The organism is Aquimarina sp. AD10 (genome assembly GCF_003443715.1).
Taxonomy (GTDB): Bacteria; Bacteroidota; Bacteroidia; order Flavobacteriales; family Flavobacteriaceae; genus Aquimarina; species Aquimarina aggregata.
Genome location: NZ_CP031965.1, coordinates 1,708,609 through 1,727,205 on the forward strand (window position 1 = coordinate 1,708,609; position 18,597 = coordinate 1,727,205).

Consider the following 18,597-nt stretch of genomic DNA (forward strand, 5'->3'; position numbering starts at 1 on the left):
TCTTGTATTAGCTAATACCAGGATAGGTTATCCATTTCTATTTTCAATTTCTTTGTAGGCAGCAATTACTTTTTTAACCAATTTATGGCGAATTACATCTTTATCATCCAAATAAATAATACCTATACCTTGTATATTTTTAAGTACCAACAATGCTTCTTTTAATCCAGATGTTACTCTTCTGGGTAAATCTATTTGTCCAGGATCACCAGTAATGATAAACTTTGCATTTTTACCCATTCTTGTTAAAAACATTTTCATTTGGGCATGAGTAGTATTCTGTGCTTCATCAAGAATTACAAAAGCGTTATCTAGAGTTCTACCTCTCATAAAAGCCATTGGGGCGATCTGAATAACCCCTTTTTCTATAAAACTGTCTAATTTTTCATTAGGAATCATATCTCTTAATGCATCGTACAATGGTTGCATATACGGATCCAATTTTTCTTTTAAATCCCCCGGTAAAAACCCAAGATTTTCTCCTGCTTCTACTGCAGGTCTTGTAAGAATAATACGTCTAACTTGTTTTTCTTTTAGCGCTTTTACTGCTAGAGCAACTCCTGTATAGGTTTTCCCTGTACCGGCAGGACCAATCGCAAAAACCATATCATTTTTATTCGAAGACTCTACCAGTTTTCTCTGATTTGCAGTTTGTGCTTTAATCAGCTTGCCTCCTACTCCATGTAATAAAGTTTCTCCGCTTACTGCAGATGTTTCATAATCTGCTTTGCTCTCACTAGTAAGTACTCGTTCGATGACATTTTCGTCTAATTTATTATACTTCGCAAAATGTTCAAGAAGCATATTAAGACGAAGATCAAACTCCTCGAGCATGTCTTCATCTCCATAAACTTTCATTTTACTACCTCGTGCTACTATTTTAAGCTTCGGAAAGTATTTCTTTAATAATTGAATATTGCTATTCTGAAGTCCGAAAAACTCTCTCGGATTAATCTCTGTAAGTTCAATAATGAGTTCGTTCAAAAGCTATACGAATTTTAGTATGAATTGTTTTTTGGATTGATTAAGTTTGCTAAAGTTATTTTAGATTTTTTCTAAGGGAAAACAAAATGAAAATTTAAAATAGATCAAACAAATATTGATGATCGTAATACGGTGTATATCAAAACATGTGAAATACTAAAGTATTATACTTCATTTTGAAGTCAAAAGAAAAACTCGAAATAACCTCATAACAAATTTACATATTTTTAAGCGCTTACAATCAAAAGATATTAACAATTATTGTACATGCCAATAATCACATTAACTACAGATTTTGGAATCAAAGATCATTTTGTGTCTGCGGTTAAAGGAGCTATATATACAGAGCTACCAGAAGCAAAGGTTGTTGACATATCGCATGAAGTCTCTCCTTTTCATATAACAGAGGCTGCATATATTATACAAAACGCTTACAAAAGCTTTCCTAAAGGTAGTATTCATATTGTTGGCATCGACAGTGAACTTAATCCTGAAAACAAACATATTGCCGTAAAATTAGATGATCATTATTTTATTTGCGCAAATAATGGATTAATATGTCTAATTACATCAGAGTTTAATCCTGAAAAAATTGTAGAAATTAATATTCATGATGCTATTGTATCTAATTTTCCTGTAATGGATGTTTTTGTCGCTGTAGCATGCCATATTGCTCGCGGAGGCACGTTAGAAGTGATTGGTAAAACTATATCAGAGATAAAAACTATCAAAGGCATGACTCCTATCGTTAATGTCGGTGATAAACAAATAGTAGGCAGCATTATTTATATTGATAACTATGGAAACTTGGTTACCAATATCACTCAAAAATTATTTGACGAAGTTGGTAAAGGACGTAAATTTAAAATAACTGCACGAACCGCTGTTTTTCAAAATGTTTATAAAAGATATAGTGATGCTATTAATTTTGATATCGAAAAAAGTAAACGAGAAGAAGATGGTAAAAAATTAGCCATTTTTAATTCATCTGGCTATTTAGAATTAGCGATTTATAAAAGTAATCCTAAAACTGTTGGAGGTGCGTCTAGCCTTTTTGGATTATACTATAGAGATACGGTAAGTGTTAATTTTGAATAAATACCCATTGTTGTTTATCTATATAAAATCCTAAAACTTTGTAGCTTTGTTATTTTGAAATCTACCATATGATTATACGAATTGTAAAAATGGGATTTGTTCCTGAAGAAATAGATAATTTCTTAGAAATTTTCAAAGAAAATAAAAATAAAATCAGAAATTTTGATGGTTGTCATCATGTCGAATTAATACGAGATGTAGAACAATCCAATCAATTTTTTACATATAGTCATTGGGAATCGAAAGAACACCTCAATAACTACAGAAACTCTACGTTATTTAAAGGTGTTTGGGCAAATACTAAAAATAAGTTTAATCAAAAACCCGAAGCTTGGAGTACAAAAAAGGTTTAGGTTTACATGTCTATAATTTTAATAGTGCCATTAGATTTTGATCATTGCTTAAAAAACGAATTATAATACCTTAAAAATACATGTTTGCATTAATACGAAAAGAGTTTAATACTTTCTTTGCTTCTGCGGTGGGATATTTAGTCATTGCTATATTCTTAATACTTAATGGACTCTTTTTATGGGTTTTCAAAGGGCAATACAATATACTAGACAGTGGCTTTGCAGATCTTTCTCCTTTTTTCCAGATCGCACCATGGATACTACTTTTTCTTATTCCAGCAGTTACTATGCGCAGTTTTGCTGAAGAAAAAAAACAAGGTACTCTAGAATTACTACTTACAAAACCAATACAAAATTGGCAATTGGTATTAGGTAAATACTTGGGAAGTCTTTCTTTAATCATCATCGCATTATTACCAAGTCTATTATATTGTTTTACGATCTATATTTTAGGTAACCCAAGTGGTAATTTTGATGTAGGAAGTACATTTGGCTCTTATATTGCTTTACTATTATTAGCTTCTCTATATACCGCGATAGGGATTTTCTCATCTACAATTACTAACAATCAAATAATTGCTTTTTTGATTTCTCTATTTTTTTGTTTTTTATTTTATTTTGGCTTTAGTAGTATTTCAGATTATGGGCTTTCTGAAACTATTAGTCATTTTTTTGAACAACTAGGTATTCGTCTTCATTACGAACGTATGAGTCAAGGTATCTTAGACACACGAGATATTTGTTACTTTTTAAGTATCATTTTATTTTTTGGAGTTTTAACCAAAATCATACTTCAAAAATCTGTAAATAAATCCAAAATTAAACCTATTCTTATTGCACTTACTCTTGTATTTATTCTTAATAGTATAGGTAATCGTGTTTATAGTCGGTTTGATCTAACTCAGGATAATCGATTTACGCTATCCGATGCCACTAAAAGTTTAATTTTAGAAACACCTGCTCCTGTTGTTATCGATGTTTTATTGAAAGGAGATTTTCCATCTGAGTTTAGAAAACTTCAATCCGAAACCAAGCAGTTACTTGAAGAGTTTAATGCTTTAAATTCCAACATTCAATATATTTTCACAAATCCTTTAGAAGAAGAAGCTTTAAGAACAGAAACGATAAATCAATTACAACAATTCGGTCTTACTCCGATGGAGGTTAGTGTGCAGGAAAGTGGCAAGACAGAAATTGAAACCATTGTTCCTTGGGCGATTTTAAGTTATCAAAATAAAAGCGTAAAAATACCATTAGTCAAAAATAATATTGGAGCCACCTCAGAAGAAAGAGTAAACAGTTCTATTCAACAATTAGAATACGCATTTGCAGATGGCTTAACAAAAATATTACATCCTAAAAAGCATAAAATTGCAGTGCTCAAAGGAAACGGACAGTTACCTGATTTAAAGATTGCAGATTTCATAAAAACACTACAAGAATACTATTTTGTAGGTGCTTTCACATTAGATTCAGTATCCAGCAACGCTACTAAAACCTTAGAAGATTTACAAAAATTCGATCTTATAATTAATGCAAAACCTACTCAAACATTTTCTGAAAAAGAGAAGTACGTACTTGATCAATTTATAATGAATGGAGGGAAGTCTTTATGGCTTCTAGAATCTGTAGCAATAGAAATCGATAGTCTAATGAATCCCGAGGGCTCTACCGTTGCGTTAATGAGAGATCTTAGACTTAATGATGCTTTATTTTCTTATGGCGTTAGAGTTAATCCCGTTTTAGTGAATGATCTTCAGTCAGCACCACTTGTATTAGCCTCTGGACAAGGTAATGATACCCAATTTACTCCTTATCCTTGGTTTTATGAATCGCTAACAAAAAGCACTAGTAATCATCCTATTGTTAAGAATATCGAATCTGTAAAGTTTGAATTCGCTAACCAAATAGATACAATAAAAAATAATATCAAAAAGACTATTTTACTTACAAGTTCTGAAAAAGTAAAATTAGAGGGAGTTCCTAAAGAAATTAGATTAGATATTATAAGAGAAAAACCAGATTTTAGCACCTACATCGAAGGAAAACAAAATCTTGCCGTTTTATTAGAAGGAGAATTTAAATCTAACTATAAAGATCGAATCAAACCCATCAAAATAAAATCCCCAAAAGACAATAGCAGTCATACAAAAATGATTGTTGTAAGTGATGGTGATATTATCAAAAATAAAACTAGAAAAGGACAACCATTAGCTCTTGGATTTGATCCCTATCTTAATTTAAAATATGGTAATAAAGAGTTTTTACTTAATGCCATTAATTATCTCTTAGATGACTCAGGGCTTATCGAGGTTCGTAGTAAAGAAATTAATATCCCTTTTTTAAATGTAGAAAAGGTAGTTGCTCAAAAAACTAAATGGCAAATTATTAATATTATTGTGCCTTTAGTACTCCTTGGGATCTTTGGATTCCTATTCTCTTTTATCCGAAAGAAAAAGTATAAAAAGGTATTATAAAGGCTAATTGAACGAGTTTATCTATATTTGAAATAGAAAAGCCCTAGAATTATTAATACTGAAAACCCAAATATTGTTCTTAAAACGGAAGACCTCTCTATTGGTTATCACATCAAAAAGAAGTTAAATGTCGTTGCTGCTGACATCAACCTCAAATTATATGAAGGTGAGTTAGTTGGGCTTGTGGGTGCTAATGGTATCGGCAAATCGACCTTACTAAGAACACTATCACGCGTACAACCTGCTCTTCACGGTAGTGTATATTTGTCAGATAAAAAGCTTAATACGTATAAGCCTGTCGAACTTGCTGCACAATTAAGCATTGTTTTGACCGAACAAATTGCTTCAAAAAATATTACAGTGCAAGAACTAGTAGCACTCGGCAGACAACCATATACAAATTGGGTAGGTAAAATGGCCGAAGAAGATGTTGAAAAAGTTCGCAAAGCTATAGAAGTTACTCATATAGAAGAATTAATATCCCGAAGATGTTTTGAACTTAGCGATGGTCAATTACAAAAAGTTCTTATAGCCAGAGCTATAGCCCAAGATACACCTTTTATTATGCTTGATGAACCTACTACTCATCTAGATGTGTACCATAAAGCATATATCTTAAAACTTTTAAAACGTCTTGCTTTTGAAACCAAAAAAACTATTTTGTTTTCTACCCATGAAATTGATTTTGCTATACAATTATGTGATAAAATGATTGTGATGAATGAAGATGGGTTTGAGTTTGGTCGCCCTAAAGAGTTAGTACAATGTCGTGCTTTTTCTTCTTTATTTCCTGAAGATTTAATTTTATTCGACTCTAAATCTGGCAGATACAAAGTAAGAAATTAAGCTTTTTAGTATATTTATATTTATCAAATCTTGTCGATTAAATTCCAAAATGTTGCTATGAAAAAGCATTCCTATATTTTTTTCTCATTTTTATGCATTACTGTTCTTTTTGTTTCTTCCTGTTCTAATGACGATACTGCGATACCAGAAGATCCCGAAGTCATAAATAATCCTGTCGAGCATGATCTAACAGAAGAGCAATTAAGGATTGCTGATTACTTTAAAGAAGTAGCACTAGGATTTGAATTTGGTAGTGCTTCTAGAGTAACAAGAAAATGGAAATCCCAGATGAAAATATTTGTAGATGGTGATCCAAGTCCTGCACTCAAAACAGAATTAGATAATATCATTTCTGAAATAAACGCTTTAACCACTGATGGATTCAAAATACAGATTGTAGATAGTTTCGATCAGTCAAATTATCATCTTTTCTTTGGTACCGGTACCGCATATGCTTCTATATATTCTGATCAAAGAGATTTTGTAGAAAATAATTGGGGGTTATTTTATCTTCTATGGAATTCTTCAAATGAGCTTACAAGTGGTCATATGTATGTCGACACAAGACGCGCAAATGATATGGCACAAAAACATCTTTTAAGAGAAGAACTAACACAATCTTTGGGTTTAGCTAGAGATTCAAAAAAATACCCTGAAAGTATATTTCAATCAGACTGGACTACTACAAATCAATATGCGCAGATAGATAAAGAATTAATCCAACTTTTATATCATTCTGATATGGCTACTGGATTAAATAGATTTGATATCGATCCTATTTTAATTCAATTATTAAAAGAAGAATAAAAACTTCTAAACACATCCTTCTCAATTTTCAATGCTTATATTTATCTTTGAGTAAATATAAGATTACATGTCAGGATACACACCGATCATTATTGCTATAGGAGCAATTATTATATCTATTTTTATTGGTTTTTTTATTGGTAAATATGTCACTTCTTTAAAGAATAAAAGTGAAAAAAGTACAGATATAGAAAGATCCAATCAACTAAAATTACAATTAGACGAGTCTAAAAAAAATGCAGAACACCAATTAGAATTTGCAAAACAACAACATACAGAATATAAAAATAGTATAGAAAAACAACTTATAGATTTAAAAAAAGAACGTGAAGATATTCGTAGAGAAAAAGACTTTTTAAACACCGAACTTACACGTAGAAATTCTGAATTTGAGAATCTTCAACTCAAAAATCAAGAGCAAAAAAATGAAGTAGAGAAGCTTCAGGAAAAGTTCTCTAAAGAATTTGAAAACCTTGCTAATAAAATCTTGGACGAAAAATCCAACAAATTCACAGAACAAAATAAAGAGAATATTAAAAACATTCTCACACCTTTACAAGAAAAAATAAATACATTCGAAAAGAAAGTAGAACAAACACATAAAGAAAGTATAGACTATCACGCTGCGCTTCGACAACAGATTTTAGGGCTTAAAGACCTTAACGAACAAATGAGTAAAGAAGCTACCAATTTAACTAAAGCGTTAAAAGGAGATAGCAAAATGCAAGGAAACTGGGGAGAACTAGTACTAGAAAGGGTACTAGAAAAATCCGGCCTAGAAAAAGATCGTGAATATTTCGTACAACAAAGTTTTACTACAGAAGATGGTAGTCGCGTATTGCCAGATGTAGTAATTTATCTTCCGGATCACAAAAAGATGGTTATAGATTCTAAAGTAACATTAACGGCATATGAGCGTTTTGTTAATGAAGATGACAATGACCTAAAAGCTAACTATCTTAAAGAACATATAGCTGCATTAAAACGGCATGTAGATCAGCTTTCAGAAAAAAATTATCAGGACCTCTACGATATAGAATCCCCAGACTTTGTATTACTTTTTGTACCTATAGAACCTGCTTTTGCAATCGCTATTAATGAGGATAGTAAACTATATAATCAAGCTTTTGAAAAAAATATTGTCATCGTGACCCCTTCCACCCTACTTGCCACTTTACGTACTATCGATACCATGTGGAATAATGAAAAACAACAGCGTAACGCTATCGAAATTGCAAGACAAGCAGGAGCCTTATATGATAAATTTGAAGGATTGGTCAAAGATCTTACAGGAGTTGGTAAAAAAATCGATGATGCTAAAAAAGATTATTCTGCCGCTATGAATAAATTAGTAGATGGACGTGGAAATCTAATTACAAGTGTAGAAAAACTTAAAAAAATGGGAGCTAAAGCAAAAAAATCTCTGCCTGAAGCTATTATCAAGCGTGCTTCTGATGAAGATGATTTATAAAACTTAATCTATGAACGCAGATACGTCACAAATTCTTATCCAAGCTTTAACTGGTCTTTTTTATGCTATTCCGACACTTCTTTTTATTGGTATCGGCATTCATTATCTTATAAAAAAAGGAAGAACGACAGATGGAGTTCTTATCCTAATAGGAAACATAATAATACTACTTTCTATAGTAATCGGAAAAATCTTGTTTATTCAATTTGTTGTATACCAAAAATGGGATAGCACTGTATATACTTATATAATTTCCGCCATTAACATTGTCTCTTTTATAGGATCAATTCTCTTTGTAATTGGCCTCTTTTTATTAACTAAGAAAGTCATTAAAGTAAATAATTCTTAATATGAAATTTAAACACATTTTTATACTCTTATTTTTAATTGGGTCCATTGCACAGGCCCAACAATCCTATTTTCCTGAACGTGGAAATTGGGAAGAAAAAACCCCCTCAGAATTTAAAATCGACACTCAAAAATTACAAGAAGCCGTTCAATTTGCAAAAGACAATGAATATTCTGGTTCTAAGGATTTACGCATAGCTATTGTTAAAGGTTTTGAACGAGAACCATATCACAAAATTTTAGGACCAACCAAAAAACGAGGAGGCCCTGCTGGTTTAATTATTAAAGATGGCTATATCATTGCTAAATGGGGGGATGTTGAGCGTGTTGACATGACTTTTAGCGTTACAAAAAGTTACTTATCTACCATGGCCGGACTTGCAGTAGATAAAAAACTAATACGCTCTGTAGATGATTTTTCTTATACTTATATATGGGACAATACATTTAACGGAAATCACAATAAAAAAATTACTTGGAGACACTTGCTTACACAATCCTCAGATTGGTCTGGACAATTATGGGGTGGATATGATTGGGCAGATCGTCCCCCACGCGAGGGAAATATAGATGATTGGAAATTAAGAAAACTAAATCAACCAGGCTCAGTTTTTGAATATAATGACGTTCGAGTTAATGTTCTAGCCTATTCATTATTAAATATTTGGAGAAAACCTTTACCACAGGTTTTAAAAGAAAACATAATGGATCCTATCGACGCTTCAACAACATGGAGATGGTTTGGCTATGACAACTCATGGGTTACTGTAGATGGTGCTAAAATGCAATCAGTTAGCGGTGGTGGTCATTCTGGAGGCGGGCTCTTTATAAATTCATTAGATCATGCTCGATTTGGGCTTTTGTTTCTAAACGACGGTAACTGGAACGGAAAACAACTTGTTTCTAAAGAATGGATCAAAGAAGCCATTACACCTTCAAAAGCAAACTCTAATTATGGTTTTATGTGGTGGTTAAACCAAAAAGGGACAAGACATTGGGAAAACCTACCAGAACATATATACTATGCTGCTGGTTTTGGAGGTAATTTTATTGTAATTGATCAAAAACAAGATTTACTAATAGTAACAAGATGGTTAGAACCTAGTCAAATTGATGAGTTTGTAACCAAAGTATATAGAGCTTTATAAAATAAATATGAAAAAAGTACTTACGATAATCATAACCGTTCTAGTACTGCTATTTGCAGCGTGGTATGCTTTTATATACTATGCATCCTATAGTGAAGGAACAAGAAGTGGGGAACTTATTAAATTTAGTAACAAAGGTGTATTAGTAAAAACTTGGGAAGGTGAAATTAGTCAAGGAATTTCTGGAGCACAAATATTTAGTTTTTCTGTAGAAGATAAAAACAAGAAAATTATTGAAAAGCTTGAAAAGTTTCAAGGTCGATATGTGAAACTGAAATATAAAGAGCGATTTGCTAAAATTTCATGGCTTGGAGATACGAAGTATTTTGTAATAGATGTCGTAGAAGAAGTATCACCACATTTTAGAAATAAATAGATGAAAAAACATAAATCAAACAAAGAGTCCCGAGTAATCATTTCAGAATTAATGCTCCCATCTCATTCAAATTTTAGTGGAAAAATCCATGGAGGTTACATTTTATCTTTGATGGATCAAATTGCTTTTGCATGTGCTTCTAAACATTCTGAGACCTATTGTGTTACTGCCAGTGTTGATAAAGTAGATTTCTTAAAACCGATTGAGGTCGGAGAATTAGTTACCATGAAAGCCTCTGTTAATCATGTAGGAACAACATCTATGGTGGTTGGAGTACGAGTTGAATCTGAGAATATACAAACTGGAGCAATTAAACATTGTAACTCTAGTTATTTTACAATGGTCGCAAAAAATGATACTGGAAAAAGTGTCCCAATTCCTGGTTTAATTTTACAAAACAAAACTGATATACGACGATTTGTTCGTAGTATAATTCGTAAGGAAGATGCAAAAGCCAGACGTGATCGTTTTAAAGCCTCTGAATTCAAACTTGAAGAGCATCTTGAAGTCTTAAAACAATACAATGTAAAAATTACGTTATAATATTATATTATAAATAAAAATTGACCTGAATATGTAATGATCCCCTATGTCTTTACGTCAAAAATTGTATATTGACTAAAAAAATCCCCTTTTATGAAAAAGATTGCTAAGTTTTCAATTTTAATTCTGACCGCTGTTATTTGCTTTAATTGTAGCAGTAGTGATGATGGCGGCGACACTAACGGAGGTGATCCAGAGCCAAACCCTAATCCTAATAAAATAACTACGTATGATGCAGATGTGAAAGCTATTATTGATGGGCAATGTATTCGATGCCATACGACACCTCTTCAGAATGGAGCTACGTTTCCAATGGATAATTTTAATGAAACTAGAAACGGTATCAATCGCGGTATGATTGAAAGAATTCAATCTACAAGCTCAAGAAGAGTTATGCCTCCTCCTCCTGCGGCAATGCTTACTCAAGAAGTTATCGATATTATTCGTGACTGGGAAGCCGATGGTTTATTAGAAAACTAATTCTTAAATATAGAATTATATTATATATAAAAAATCCCGCAAGTTGCGGGATTTTTTACTTTATCTTTATTTACTTAGATACATTTTACGTCTAGAATATAAATCGTAAAATTGGTCATCTTTTAAATCATCGATAAACAAAATACTTTCACCAGTACTTTTCATTTCTGGTCCTAGTTTCTTATTTACATTAGGGAATTTATTAAACGAGAAAACTGGTTGTTTAATCGCATAACCTTCTAAATGTGGTTTAAAATCAAAGTCTGTAACTTTCTTATCGCCCAGCATTACTTTTGTTGCATAATTTACATACGGCTCGCCATACGCTTTAGCAATAAAAGGCACAGTTCTAGAAGCTCTTGGATTGGCTTCAATGATATACACCATATCATCTTTAATAGCAAACTGAATATTAAGAAGTCCTACTGTATTAAGTGCTAACGCAATTTTATGAGTATGATCCTTAATCTGTTGCATAACAAACTCTCCTAAGTTAAAAGGAGGTAATGTAGCATTAGAATCTCCAGAGTGAATTCCACAAGGTTCTATATGCTCCATAATACCAATAATATAAACATTTTCACCGTCACAAATGGCATCAGCTTCAGCCTCGATAGCACCATCTAAGTAATGATCTAACAGTAATTTATTATTTGGTATTTTTCTAAGAAGATCCACAACATGCTCTTCTAGCTCTTGTTTATTAATTACAATTTTCATTCCCTGCCCACCAAGTACATATGAAGGTCTTACCAGAATTGGGAAATCTAATCGATCCGCTACTTCAAGAGCTTGATCTGCAGTCTCGGCAGTATCAAACTCTGGATAAGGAATATTATTTTCTTGTAATAATTTAGAAAAACTTCCTCTATCTTCTGCTAAATCTAAAGATTGAAAGCTAGTTCCTATAATTTTAATGCCGTATCGATCTAATTTTTCTGCTAGTTTTAAAGCCGTCTGACCACCCAATTGTACAATAACACCTTCGGGTTTTTCATGCCTTATGATATCGTAGATATGCTCCCAAAATACTGGCTCAAAATACAATTTATCGGCAGTGTCAAAATCTGTAGAAACCGTTTCTGGATTACAATTTATCATGATAGTTTCATATCCACATTCTGCAGAAGCTAAAACTCCGTGTACACAACAATAATCAAATTCAATCCCTTGTCCGATTCTGTTAGGTCCAGAACCTAAAACAACAATCTTTTTCTTATCGGTAACTTTACTTTCATTTTCAATATAAACTTCACCTTCTGGAGTTTCTATTTCTGCTTCAAAAGTAGAGTAGAAATATGGTGTTTTTGCTTTAAATTCGGCAGCACAGGTATCAACCAATTTATAAACTCTATTGATTCCTAAATCGCTTCTCTTATTATAAACTTCACTCTCGTAACATCCAACCATATGAGCTATTTGTCTATCTGCAAATCCTTTTTGTTTTGCTTCTAGTATTAGCTCTTTGGTTAATGATTGTATGGTGTACGTAGAAATTTCTTTTTCAAGATTATAAAGGTCTTCATATTGTCTTAAGAACCACATGTCGATCTTAGTAATTTCATGAATTCTACTTAATGGAATTCCCATTTGAATAGCGTCATAAATTACAAATACTCTATCCCAACTGGCATAGGTTAGCTTATCAATAATTCGATCATAATCCTTGAGTCCTTTTCCGTCTGCTCCTAAACCATTTCTTTTAATCTCAAGAGATTGTGTGGCTTTATGCAACGCTTCTTGAAACGATCTACCAATACCCATTACCTCTCCTACAGATTTCATCTGTAGACCTAGAGTACGATCTGATCCTTCGAATTTATCAAAATTCCATCTTGGAATTTTCACGATTACATAATCCAAAGTAGGCTCAAATAATGCCGATGTTGATTTTGTTATTTGATTATCTAATTCATCTAATGTATACCCTATTGCTAATTTTGCCGCTATTTTTGCAATTGGATACCCTGTCGCTTTTGAAGCTAAGGCTGAGGAACGAGAAACTCTTGGATTAATTTCTATAGCTATAATTTCTTCTCTGTCATCAGGGCTTACAGCAAATTGTACATTACAACCTCCCGCAAAATCCCCTATACTACGCATCATATGAATTGCCATATCACGCATACGCTGAAACGTTTTATCACTAAGTGTCATTGCAGGAGCAACAGTAATAGAATCTCCTGTATGAATCCCCATCGGATCCATATTTTCTATGGTACAAATAATAACTACATTATCATTATTATCCCTAAGAAGTTCTAATTCATACTCTTTCCAACCTATCAATGCTTTATCAATCATTACCTCATGAATAGGCGAAACCTCTAATCCACGCGTAAGTAACTCATCAAAATCTTCTTCTTTATATACAAAAGAGGCTCCAGCTCCACCAAGAGTATAAGAGGCTCTAATTACTAACGGAAAACCAAATTCTTGAGCAATTTCTTTACCTTTCAAATATGAATTAGCAGTTGCCTGAGGTGCCATACCAATACCTATTTTAAGCATTAGCTCTCTAAACTGTTCTCTATCCTCTGTTATATTAATAGCATCGATATCAACTCCGATGATATCTACATCAAAATCTTTCCAAATACCTTTTTCATCAGCTTCGATACAAAGATTTAATGCGGTTTGCCCCCCCATTGTTGGTAATACAGCATCAATTTGGGGATGCTCCTTTAATATACCAATAATAGACTTTGTAGTTAGCGGCTTTAGATATACATGATCCGCCATAGAGGGATCAGTCATTATAGTCGCTGGATTCGAGTTAATTAAAATAGTTTCAATTCCATCTTCGCGAAGAGATCGTAGTGCTTGAGTTCCAGAATAATCAAATTCACACGCTTGACCGATTACTATTGGACCAGATCCTATGATCAATATACTTTTGAGTTTTTCGTTTTTAGGCATGTAATAAAAAATGTTGCTGTTTTGATAAATTTATTTAATAGATATAAAAAAAGGCGTTACCTATAAAAGTAACACCTTAATATTTTAGAAACACTTAATCATTAGTGCTTATGTCTTAACTCTGAAGAAACAGATATCTTTTTTCTTCCTTTAGCTCTTCTACGAGCAAGGACTTTTCTTCCATTTACTGAAGCCATACGCTCTCTAAAGCCGTGTTTATTTTTTCTCTTTCTTTTCGATGGTTGAAATGTTCTCTTCATTGCTATATATCTTTATAAATCTTCTTGAAATATCTAATTTGATCTATTTTGGACATCTTCCCCAAAACTGCGGGCAAATATACGAAGAGTTTTTACTTTGACAAACCTAAATATCAATTTATTTTTAATTGTTTTTATTACCTTTGCCGCGACTTAAAAAACATACCTTTCATGTATAACAAAAATATAAAATTAGTAATTGCTGCTCTAATTGTTGGTGTAGCTGTTTGGCAAATGATCGAAGGATATATAGGCAATGGGATAATGCTTATCTTATTAGCAGCAATTTTTGTCTTTTTGTATTTTAAAAATGAATTAATTCTTTTAGCATTTCTAAGATTACGTAAACAAGATTTTGAAGGTGCTAAGAGATGGCTTGATAAGATAAAAAACCCTGAAAGCGCCCTTACAACTAAGCAACAGGGGTATTATAACTATCTTTTAGGGATTATGCTTTCTCAAACAAACATAACGCAAGCAGAAAAATATTTAAAAAAGGCTATAAAATTAGGATTATCTATGAATCAAGATTTAGCTGTCGCTAAATTAAATCTTGCAGGAATAGCAATGACTAAAAGAAGAAAACGAGAAGCTCAAAATCTTCTTACTGAGGCCAAGAAATTAGATAAACACAATATGCTGAAAGATCAAATTACGATGATGAAACAGCAAATGAAGAAAATTTAGGCACACTAATTGTTCTATATAATACGTTATCTAATAGAATATCGTACCAAATAGTACTCAAAAAAGACTTTATTAAACCTAAGTTTAATACTAATTACTGTTTTTTTTAAGACTTAAACAGTACATTAGCTATTGTAATTGTGATATAATGAAAAAATTATTAATTCTAGGAATACTATTTTCTTTTTCTAGCAATTTATTTGCTCAACCAGAAGTGAAAATCCCTTTTTCGACTGCAATCTCGGCACATATTGTTAAATACAATCAAAAAATCGATGATGCATATAAAGACAAAGACCTTGAACGTGCTGGTTTTTTGTTTGATTCATTAGTAAGAAACCATCTTAATGGTACTTATATGGATAATTTTAGTCTAAACACCTTGAAAGGTGATCCTATACTATTAAGAGATTACGAAAAACCAATGTTTCTTATCACATATGCTGCATGGTGTGTTCCGGGTATTGGCGAGATCCCTGCGTTAAACGACTTAGCAGATAAATTTCACGATCAGTTGGACTTTGTTGTATTATTTTGGGACACAAAAGAAAATTTAAAGTCAAAAGAAAAAGAATATACTCAGAATATCCAATTAGTATATGTTAATGAAAAAACTAATCAAGATTCGTATATCATTAATAAATTAAAACATGCTCTTGGCTTTCCTATGATGTACTTTATGGATCAAGATAAAAAAGTGTTGGATATCCGTAAAATTGAAACACATCATTCTAGTGAAACCTTAACCAATTCTTACAATATCCATTTCAATTCCTTATCTAAAGGTGTATCATTATTAATTGCTGATCTTGATGCAAAGGGTCTTTTAGAAGGTGATGAAAATGATGAAAGCGACCAAGAAGGTAGTGACAAAAGAAGAGGCAAAAAATCTAAAAAGTCTAAAGAAGAACTTGATGAAGAAGGAAGAACTGCCGAAGAAAGAAAAATTGATGAAGAATATGAGCGCTATAAGCGAGAAAAAGATTCACTAAAAAATAATCGCAGAAATAACAACAGATAAGAATCTGTTTAAAAACTACGACGTTTATTTACCAAATATCATTTTTAAAGCAACTAATAAAAGGATACCTCCAAATATCTTTTTAAGCTGTTGTTGATTTACAGAGATTGCTAATTTACTTCCTAGGTACCCACCAATTATAAAGGTAAGAGCAATAATCACAGCGTATTTCCAGTTAACATACCCTTCTTGATAATAATTATAGGCAGCCAGAAAAGTAACTGGAACTGCTAAAACCGCCAAGCTAGTTCCCTGAGCTTCATGTTGAGAAAAATTAAGCCACAAGATCATCAAAGGAATCATAACTACACTTCCTCCAATACCAAGTGTCCCACTAAAAAAACCCGCTAATAAACCTATTAGAACTAAAGAAATAAGTACAGATACATTCATGCCGCTTAAAATAAGCAGCTAACTTAAACAAAAAAACTAATAAATGTCTGTAAAAAAATTACTATTGACCCGTTCCGGTTTTATAATATCCTTCTCTTGGAATTTGGATATAATATTCTTTTCCTGAAGTATTATTTAAATGAGCTTCTCGTAACCAAGGGTTATGCAACTTTAAGATTTTATAATTTATATTATGCTTTTTTGCAAACTCATTAAAGTCAGTAATTTGTTCCTCAACCAACACTTTAAAAGTTGGGATATGCTTATAAAGGTCTTCGTTTGTAAAGTTAAACCCGTATTTCTTTGGGTTACTTAATATCTCTTTAACAGCTACAATTCTAAACACATATCTTCCAGTTTCTTCACCTAATAATAAATCATAATACGAAACAGCATTCTGTCTTTCTAATTGTCTATTTACACCTGCTCTTCCAGCATTGTATGCTGCAGCGGCAAGGGTCCATGATCCAAACTTTTTCTTTGCACTTTTAAGGTATTTACAAGCAACTCTTGTAGATTTCTCTATATGGTATCTCTCATCTACATTCTGATTAACCTCTAATCCATACTCCTTAGCTGTTCCTTTTAATATTTGCCAAAATCCAGTAGCTCTAGCAGGAGAAACTGCTTGGGTAAGACTACTTTCTATAACTGCTAAATATTTAAAATCATCTGGAACACCTTCTTCTTTAAGTATAGGTTCTATAATTGGAAAATACTTGTTTGCCCTTTTAAAAAGAAGCAAACCATTCGATTGCCAATACGTGTTTACCAAAAGTTCTCTATCCATTCTTTCTCTAATATCTGGATTTTCAATAGGAACTAACTCTCCTGAAAAGTTCAGGTTATCAGGCATAGGAATTGCGTAGACATTATAGTCATTAATCAATTTATCTTCAAGAACTTCTTGAGCTAAGGGCTTTTGCGGAGCATCTTGGGTAGCATTCACCAAAATACTGAAGGTAAATAATATACCTAGAAAAACTAAAATCTTCTTTATCATCTTCATTGTTATAAGTAGGTTTTATTGGGGAAATAATATATTCTATCACAATATAACGTAAAAACTTAGACTATTGCAAGTTATCATTAATAATTTCGGGTAAATACTTATTAAACCATCTTGCTCGATTAACAATCATTACATGTGTTCCTTTTTCAACAGTAATACAATTTTTAATATTCACTATCGGAAAAACGACATCTTTATCCCCGTGTATATGAATAAGATCATCTGAAGGTTTCTCCTGATCCCAACATACCATATTTTTGATAGCCCAATCCAAATATCTTTTATCATTTACAGAAAGATATCTTTGATACATTGCAGCTCTTTTTTTTGCAAAATCACCAAAAGCAAGTTTTTCCCAGTTTTCAATTTTAGAAATTAAAGATGTAGGTAATAATTTGTAAAACCCTGTTTTACGGGCTATTTTCATGCGTTTTGGCAATTCAAACTTACTCTTAACACTAGAAATGATAATCACTTTTCTAAACTTCATGCGTTTACTCATTTCCTGAACAATTATCCCTCCAAAGGAAACTCCAATCAAAACAGCATTATCATGTTTTACCGCTTTACACATTCTTTTTGCATACTCAGAGATCGATTCTTCTTTATCTGGAATCTTCCATGGTATCGTATATATACTAAATTGATTGGTCGGTAATTTTATGTTTTCAAAAATAGAAACATCCGCTGCCATTCCGGGAACAAAATAAATATGGCTAACTTCCTGCGACATAGGTATTTTAACAGAGGTTTTAAGGTTTAAAGCTCTAATTTTCTTATATTTGCACGTCAAAATTATGGTATTACCCTTTTAGAAAAAAGCAATACTTGATTAAATTTTGGTAAAAGGGAATTTTCAACTAACAAATCTTAGTTAGCCCATATAGTAGAAAAATTAGATTTTATGTATCAAATCAGCAAAAATCTGTTTTTTTATTGGCTAATAAAGATTAGATATTACAGGGGATTTGCCCTATTTATGATTTAATTACCTCATAATTTAAAAAAATATGGAGAACATGAGTGATGTTGAATTAGAAATTACTGATAATGAATTTCTAAGACAATTCGAAACTACAATTGATGGTCAAAAGGCAAAGATCGAGTACGCTCAACAAGAAAGAAAGATTTTCTTAACAAAACTTATCATGAGTGAAGAACAGATTGAAAAAGGGTATGAACAGGATTTTATTATTGCAGTTTTTAATATTATCCAAGATCGTAACATAAGATTAGTTCCTACAAGCCCAATAATTGCTAAGTTTATGAGAAAAAACAGACGCAAATACAAAGACTTATTGCCTGTAGGTATCAATATCTAGTCAAAATGATCTTTTAGAAAACAAAAAAATCTGTCATGTGGCAGATTTTTTT

The 18,597-nt window shown here is 32.0% G+C and carries 20 protein-coding genes; 14 read left to right on the plus strand and 6 right to left on the minus strand.

Going from position 1 to position 18,597, the window contains the following annotated elements:
- Positions 1-27 precede the first annotated feature (27 nt).
- Complete coding sequence (locus D1816_RS07265) at positions 28-984, minus strand: PhoH family protein (protein ID WP_066318013.1); 957 nt, start codon at positions 982-984, stop codon at positions 28-30.
- 267 nt (positions 985-1,251) lie between these two features.
- Between D1816_RS07265 and D1816_RS07270 the strand changes: the two genes are divergently transcribed.
- The 11 genes from D1816_RS07270 (at position 1,252) to D1816_RS07320 (ending at position 10,931) form a co-directional block, all read left to right on the plus strand.
- A complete protein-coding gene (locus tag D1816_RS07270; protein ID WP_066318016.1) occupies positions 1,252-2,082 on the plus strand; it encodes an S-adenosyl-l-methionine hydroxide adenosyltransferase family protein in 831 nt (276 codons plus the stop codon).
- A gap of 68 nt (positions 2,083-2,150) precedes the next feature.
- A complete protein-coding gene (locus D1816_RS07275; protein ID WP_118501887.1) occupies positions 2,151-2,435 on the plus strand; it encodes a putative quinol monooxygenase in 285 nt (94 codons plus the stop codon).
- An 80-nt stretch (positions 2,436-2,515) separates the two neighbouring features.
- Entirely contained in the window at positions 2,516-4,912 is a 2,397-nt protein-coding gene (gene gldG / locus D1816_RS07280; RefSeq protein ID WP_066318021.1) for a gliding motility-associated ABC transporter substrate-binding protein GldG, read from the plus strand.
- Between the two features lie 183 nt (positions 4,913-5,095).
- Positions 5,096-5,758 carry an ABC transporter ATP-binding protein gene (locus D1816_RS07285; RefSeq protein WP_369887290.1) on the plus strand — a complete coding sequence of 221 codons (663 nt, stop codon included), beginning with the start codon at positions 5,096-5,098 and terminating at the stop codon, positions 5,756-5,758.
- Between the two features lie 57 nt (positions 5,759-5,815).
- Positions 5,816-6,565 (plus strand): DUF2927 domain-containing protein, encoded by a 750-nt coding sequence (locus D1816_RS07290; protein WP_118501891.1) that lies wholly within the window; start codon positions 5,816-5,818, stop codon positions 6,563-6,565.
- A 67-nt stretch (positions 6,566-6,632) separates the two neighbouring features.
- The gene (rmuC, locus tag D1816_RS07295) at positions 6,633-8,036 is read left to right on the plus strand and encodes a DNA recombination protein RmuC (RefSeq protein ID WP_118501893.1); all 1,404 of its coding nucleotides are present in this window, start codon (positions 6,633-6,635) and stop codon (positions 8,034-8,036) included.
- Between the two features lie 10 nt (positions 8,037-8,046).
- Positions 8,047-8,385 (plus strand): hypothetical protein, encoded by a 339-nt coding sequence (locus D1816_RS07300; RefSeq protein WP_118501895.1) that lies wholly within the window; start codon positions 8,047-8,049, stop codon positions 8,383-8,385.
- A 1-nt stretch (position 8,386) separates the two neighbouring features.
- Positions 8,387-9,532 carry a serine hydrolase gene (locus D1816_RS07305; protein WP_118501897.1) on the plus strand — a complete coding sequence of 382 codons (1,146 nt, stop codon included), beginning with the start codon at positions 8,387-8,389 and terminating at the stop codon, positions 9,530-9,532.
- Between the two features lie 7 nt (positions 9,533-9,539).
- Positions 9,540-9,908 carry a 6-phosphogluconate dehydrogenase gene (locus tag D1816_RS07310; protein WP_118501899.1) on the plus strand — a complete coding sequence of 123 codons (369 nt, stop codon included), beginning with the start codon at positions 9,540-9,542 and terminating at the stop codon, positions 9,906-9,908.
- Positions 9,909-10,451 (plus strand): acyl-CoA thioesterase, encoded by a 543-nt coding sequence (locus D1816_RS07315; protein ID WP_066318043.1) that lies wholly within the window; start codon positions 9,909-9,911, stop codon positions 10,449-10,451.
- A gap of 93 nt (positions 10,452-10,544) precedes the next feature.
- Complete coding sequence (locus D1816_RS07320; protein ID WP_066318046.1) at positions 10,545-10,931, plus strand: hypothetical protein; 387 nt, start codon at positions 10,545-10,547, stop codon at positions 10,929-10,931.
- 66 nt (positions 10,932-10,997) lie between these two features.
- On the opposite strand, the gene carB is transcribed toward D1816_RS07320, so the two are convergent.
- On the minus strand, positions 10,998-13,850 hold the full coding sequence (gene carB, locus D1816_RS07325) for a carbamoyl-phosphate synthase large subunit (RefSeq protein ID WP_118501901.1): 2,853 nt from the start codon (positions 13,848-13,850) through the stop codon (positions 10,998-11,000).
- A gap of 101 nt (positions 13,851-13,951) precedes the next feature.
- Complete coding sequence (gene rpmH, locus D1816_RS07330; protein WP_066318051.1) at positions 13,952-14,110, minus strand: 50S ribosomal protein L34; 159 nt, start codon at positions 14,108-14,110, stop codon at positions 13,952-13,954.
- A gap of 171 nt (positions 14,111-14,281) precedes the next feature.
- Here rpmH and D1816_RS07335 point away from each other — a divergent pair, with 171 nt between their 5' ends.
- Together D1816_RS07335 and D1816_RS07340 are read left to right on the plus strand one after the other, a co-directional pair.
- Positions 14,282-14,797, plus strand: coding sequence for a hypothetical protein (locus D1816_RS07335; RefSeq protein ID WP_066318063.1), 516 nt, complete (start codon positions 14,282-14,284; stop codon positions 14,795-14,797).
- Positions 14,798-14,945: 148 nt separating this feature from the next.
- Entirely contained in the window at positions 14,946-15,818 is an 873-nt protein-coding gene (locus tag D1816_RS07340; protein WP_118501903.1) for a redoxin domain-containing protein, read from the plus strand.
- Between the two features lie 24 nt (positions 15,819-15,842).
- Here the strand turns inward: D1816_RS07340 and D1816_RS07345 are convergent, their stop codons facing one another.
- From D1816_RS07345 to D1816_RS07355, 3 genes are all read right to left on the minus strand, one after another.
- A complete protein-coding gene (locus D1816_RS07345; protein WP_066318067.1) occupies positions 15,843-16,211 on the minus strand; it encodes a sulfite exporter TauE/SafE family protein in 369 nt (122 codons plus the stop codon).
- A gap of 61 nt (positions 16,212-16,272) precedes the next feature.
- Positions 16,273-17,220: a lytic transglycosylase domain-containing protein gene (locus D1816_RS07350; protein WP_118501905.1), complete on the minus strand. Its 948-nt coding sequence runs from the start codon at positions 17,218-17,220 to the stop codon at positions 16,273-16,275.
- A 64-nt stretch (positions 17,221-17,284) separates the two neighbouring features.
- Positions 17,285-17,956 (minus strand): alpha/beta fold hydrolase, encoded by a 672-nt coding sequence (locus D1816_RS07355; protein WP_118501907.1) that lies wholly within the window; start codon positions 17,954-17,956, stop codon positions 17,285-17,287.
- A 286-nt stretch (positions 17,957-18,242) separates the two neighbouring features.
- Here D1816_RS07355 and D1816_RS07360 point away from each other — a divergent pair, with 286 nt between their 5' ends.
- Entirely contained in the window at positions 18,243-18,545 is a 303-nt protein-coding gene (locus tag D1816_RS07360) for a GNAT family N-acetyltransferase (protein ID WP_066318073.1), read from the plus strand.
- Positions 18,546-18,597 lie beyond the last annotated feature (52 nt).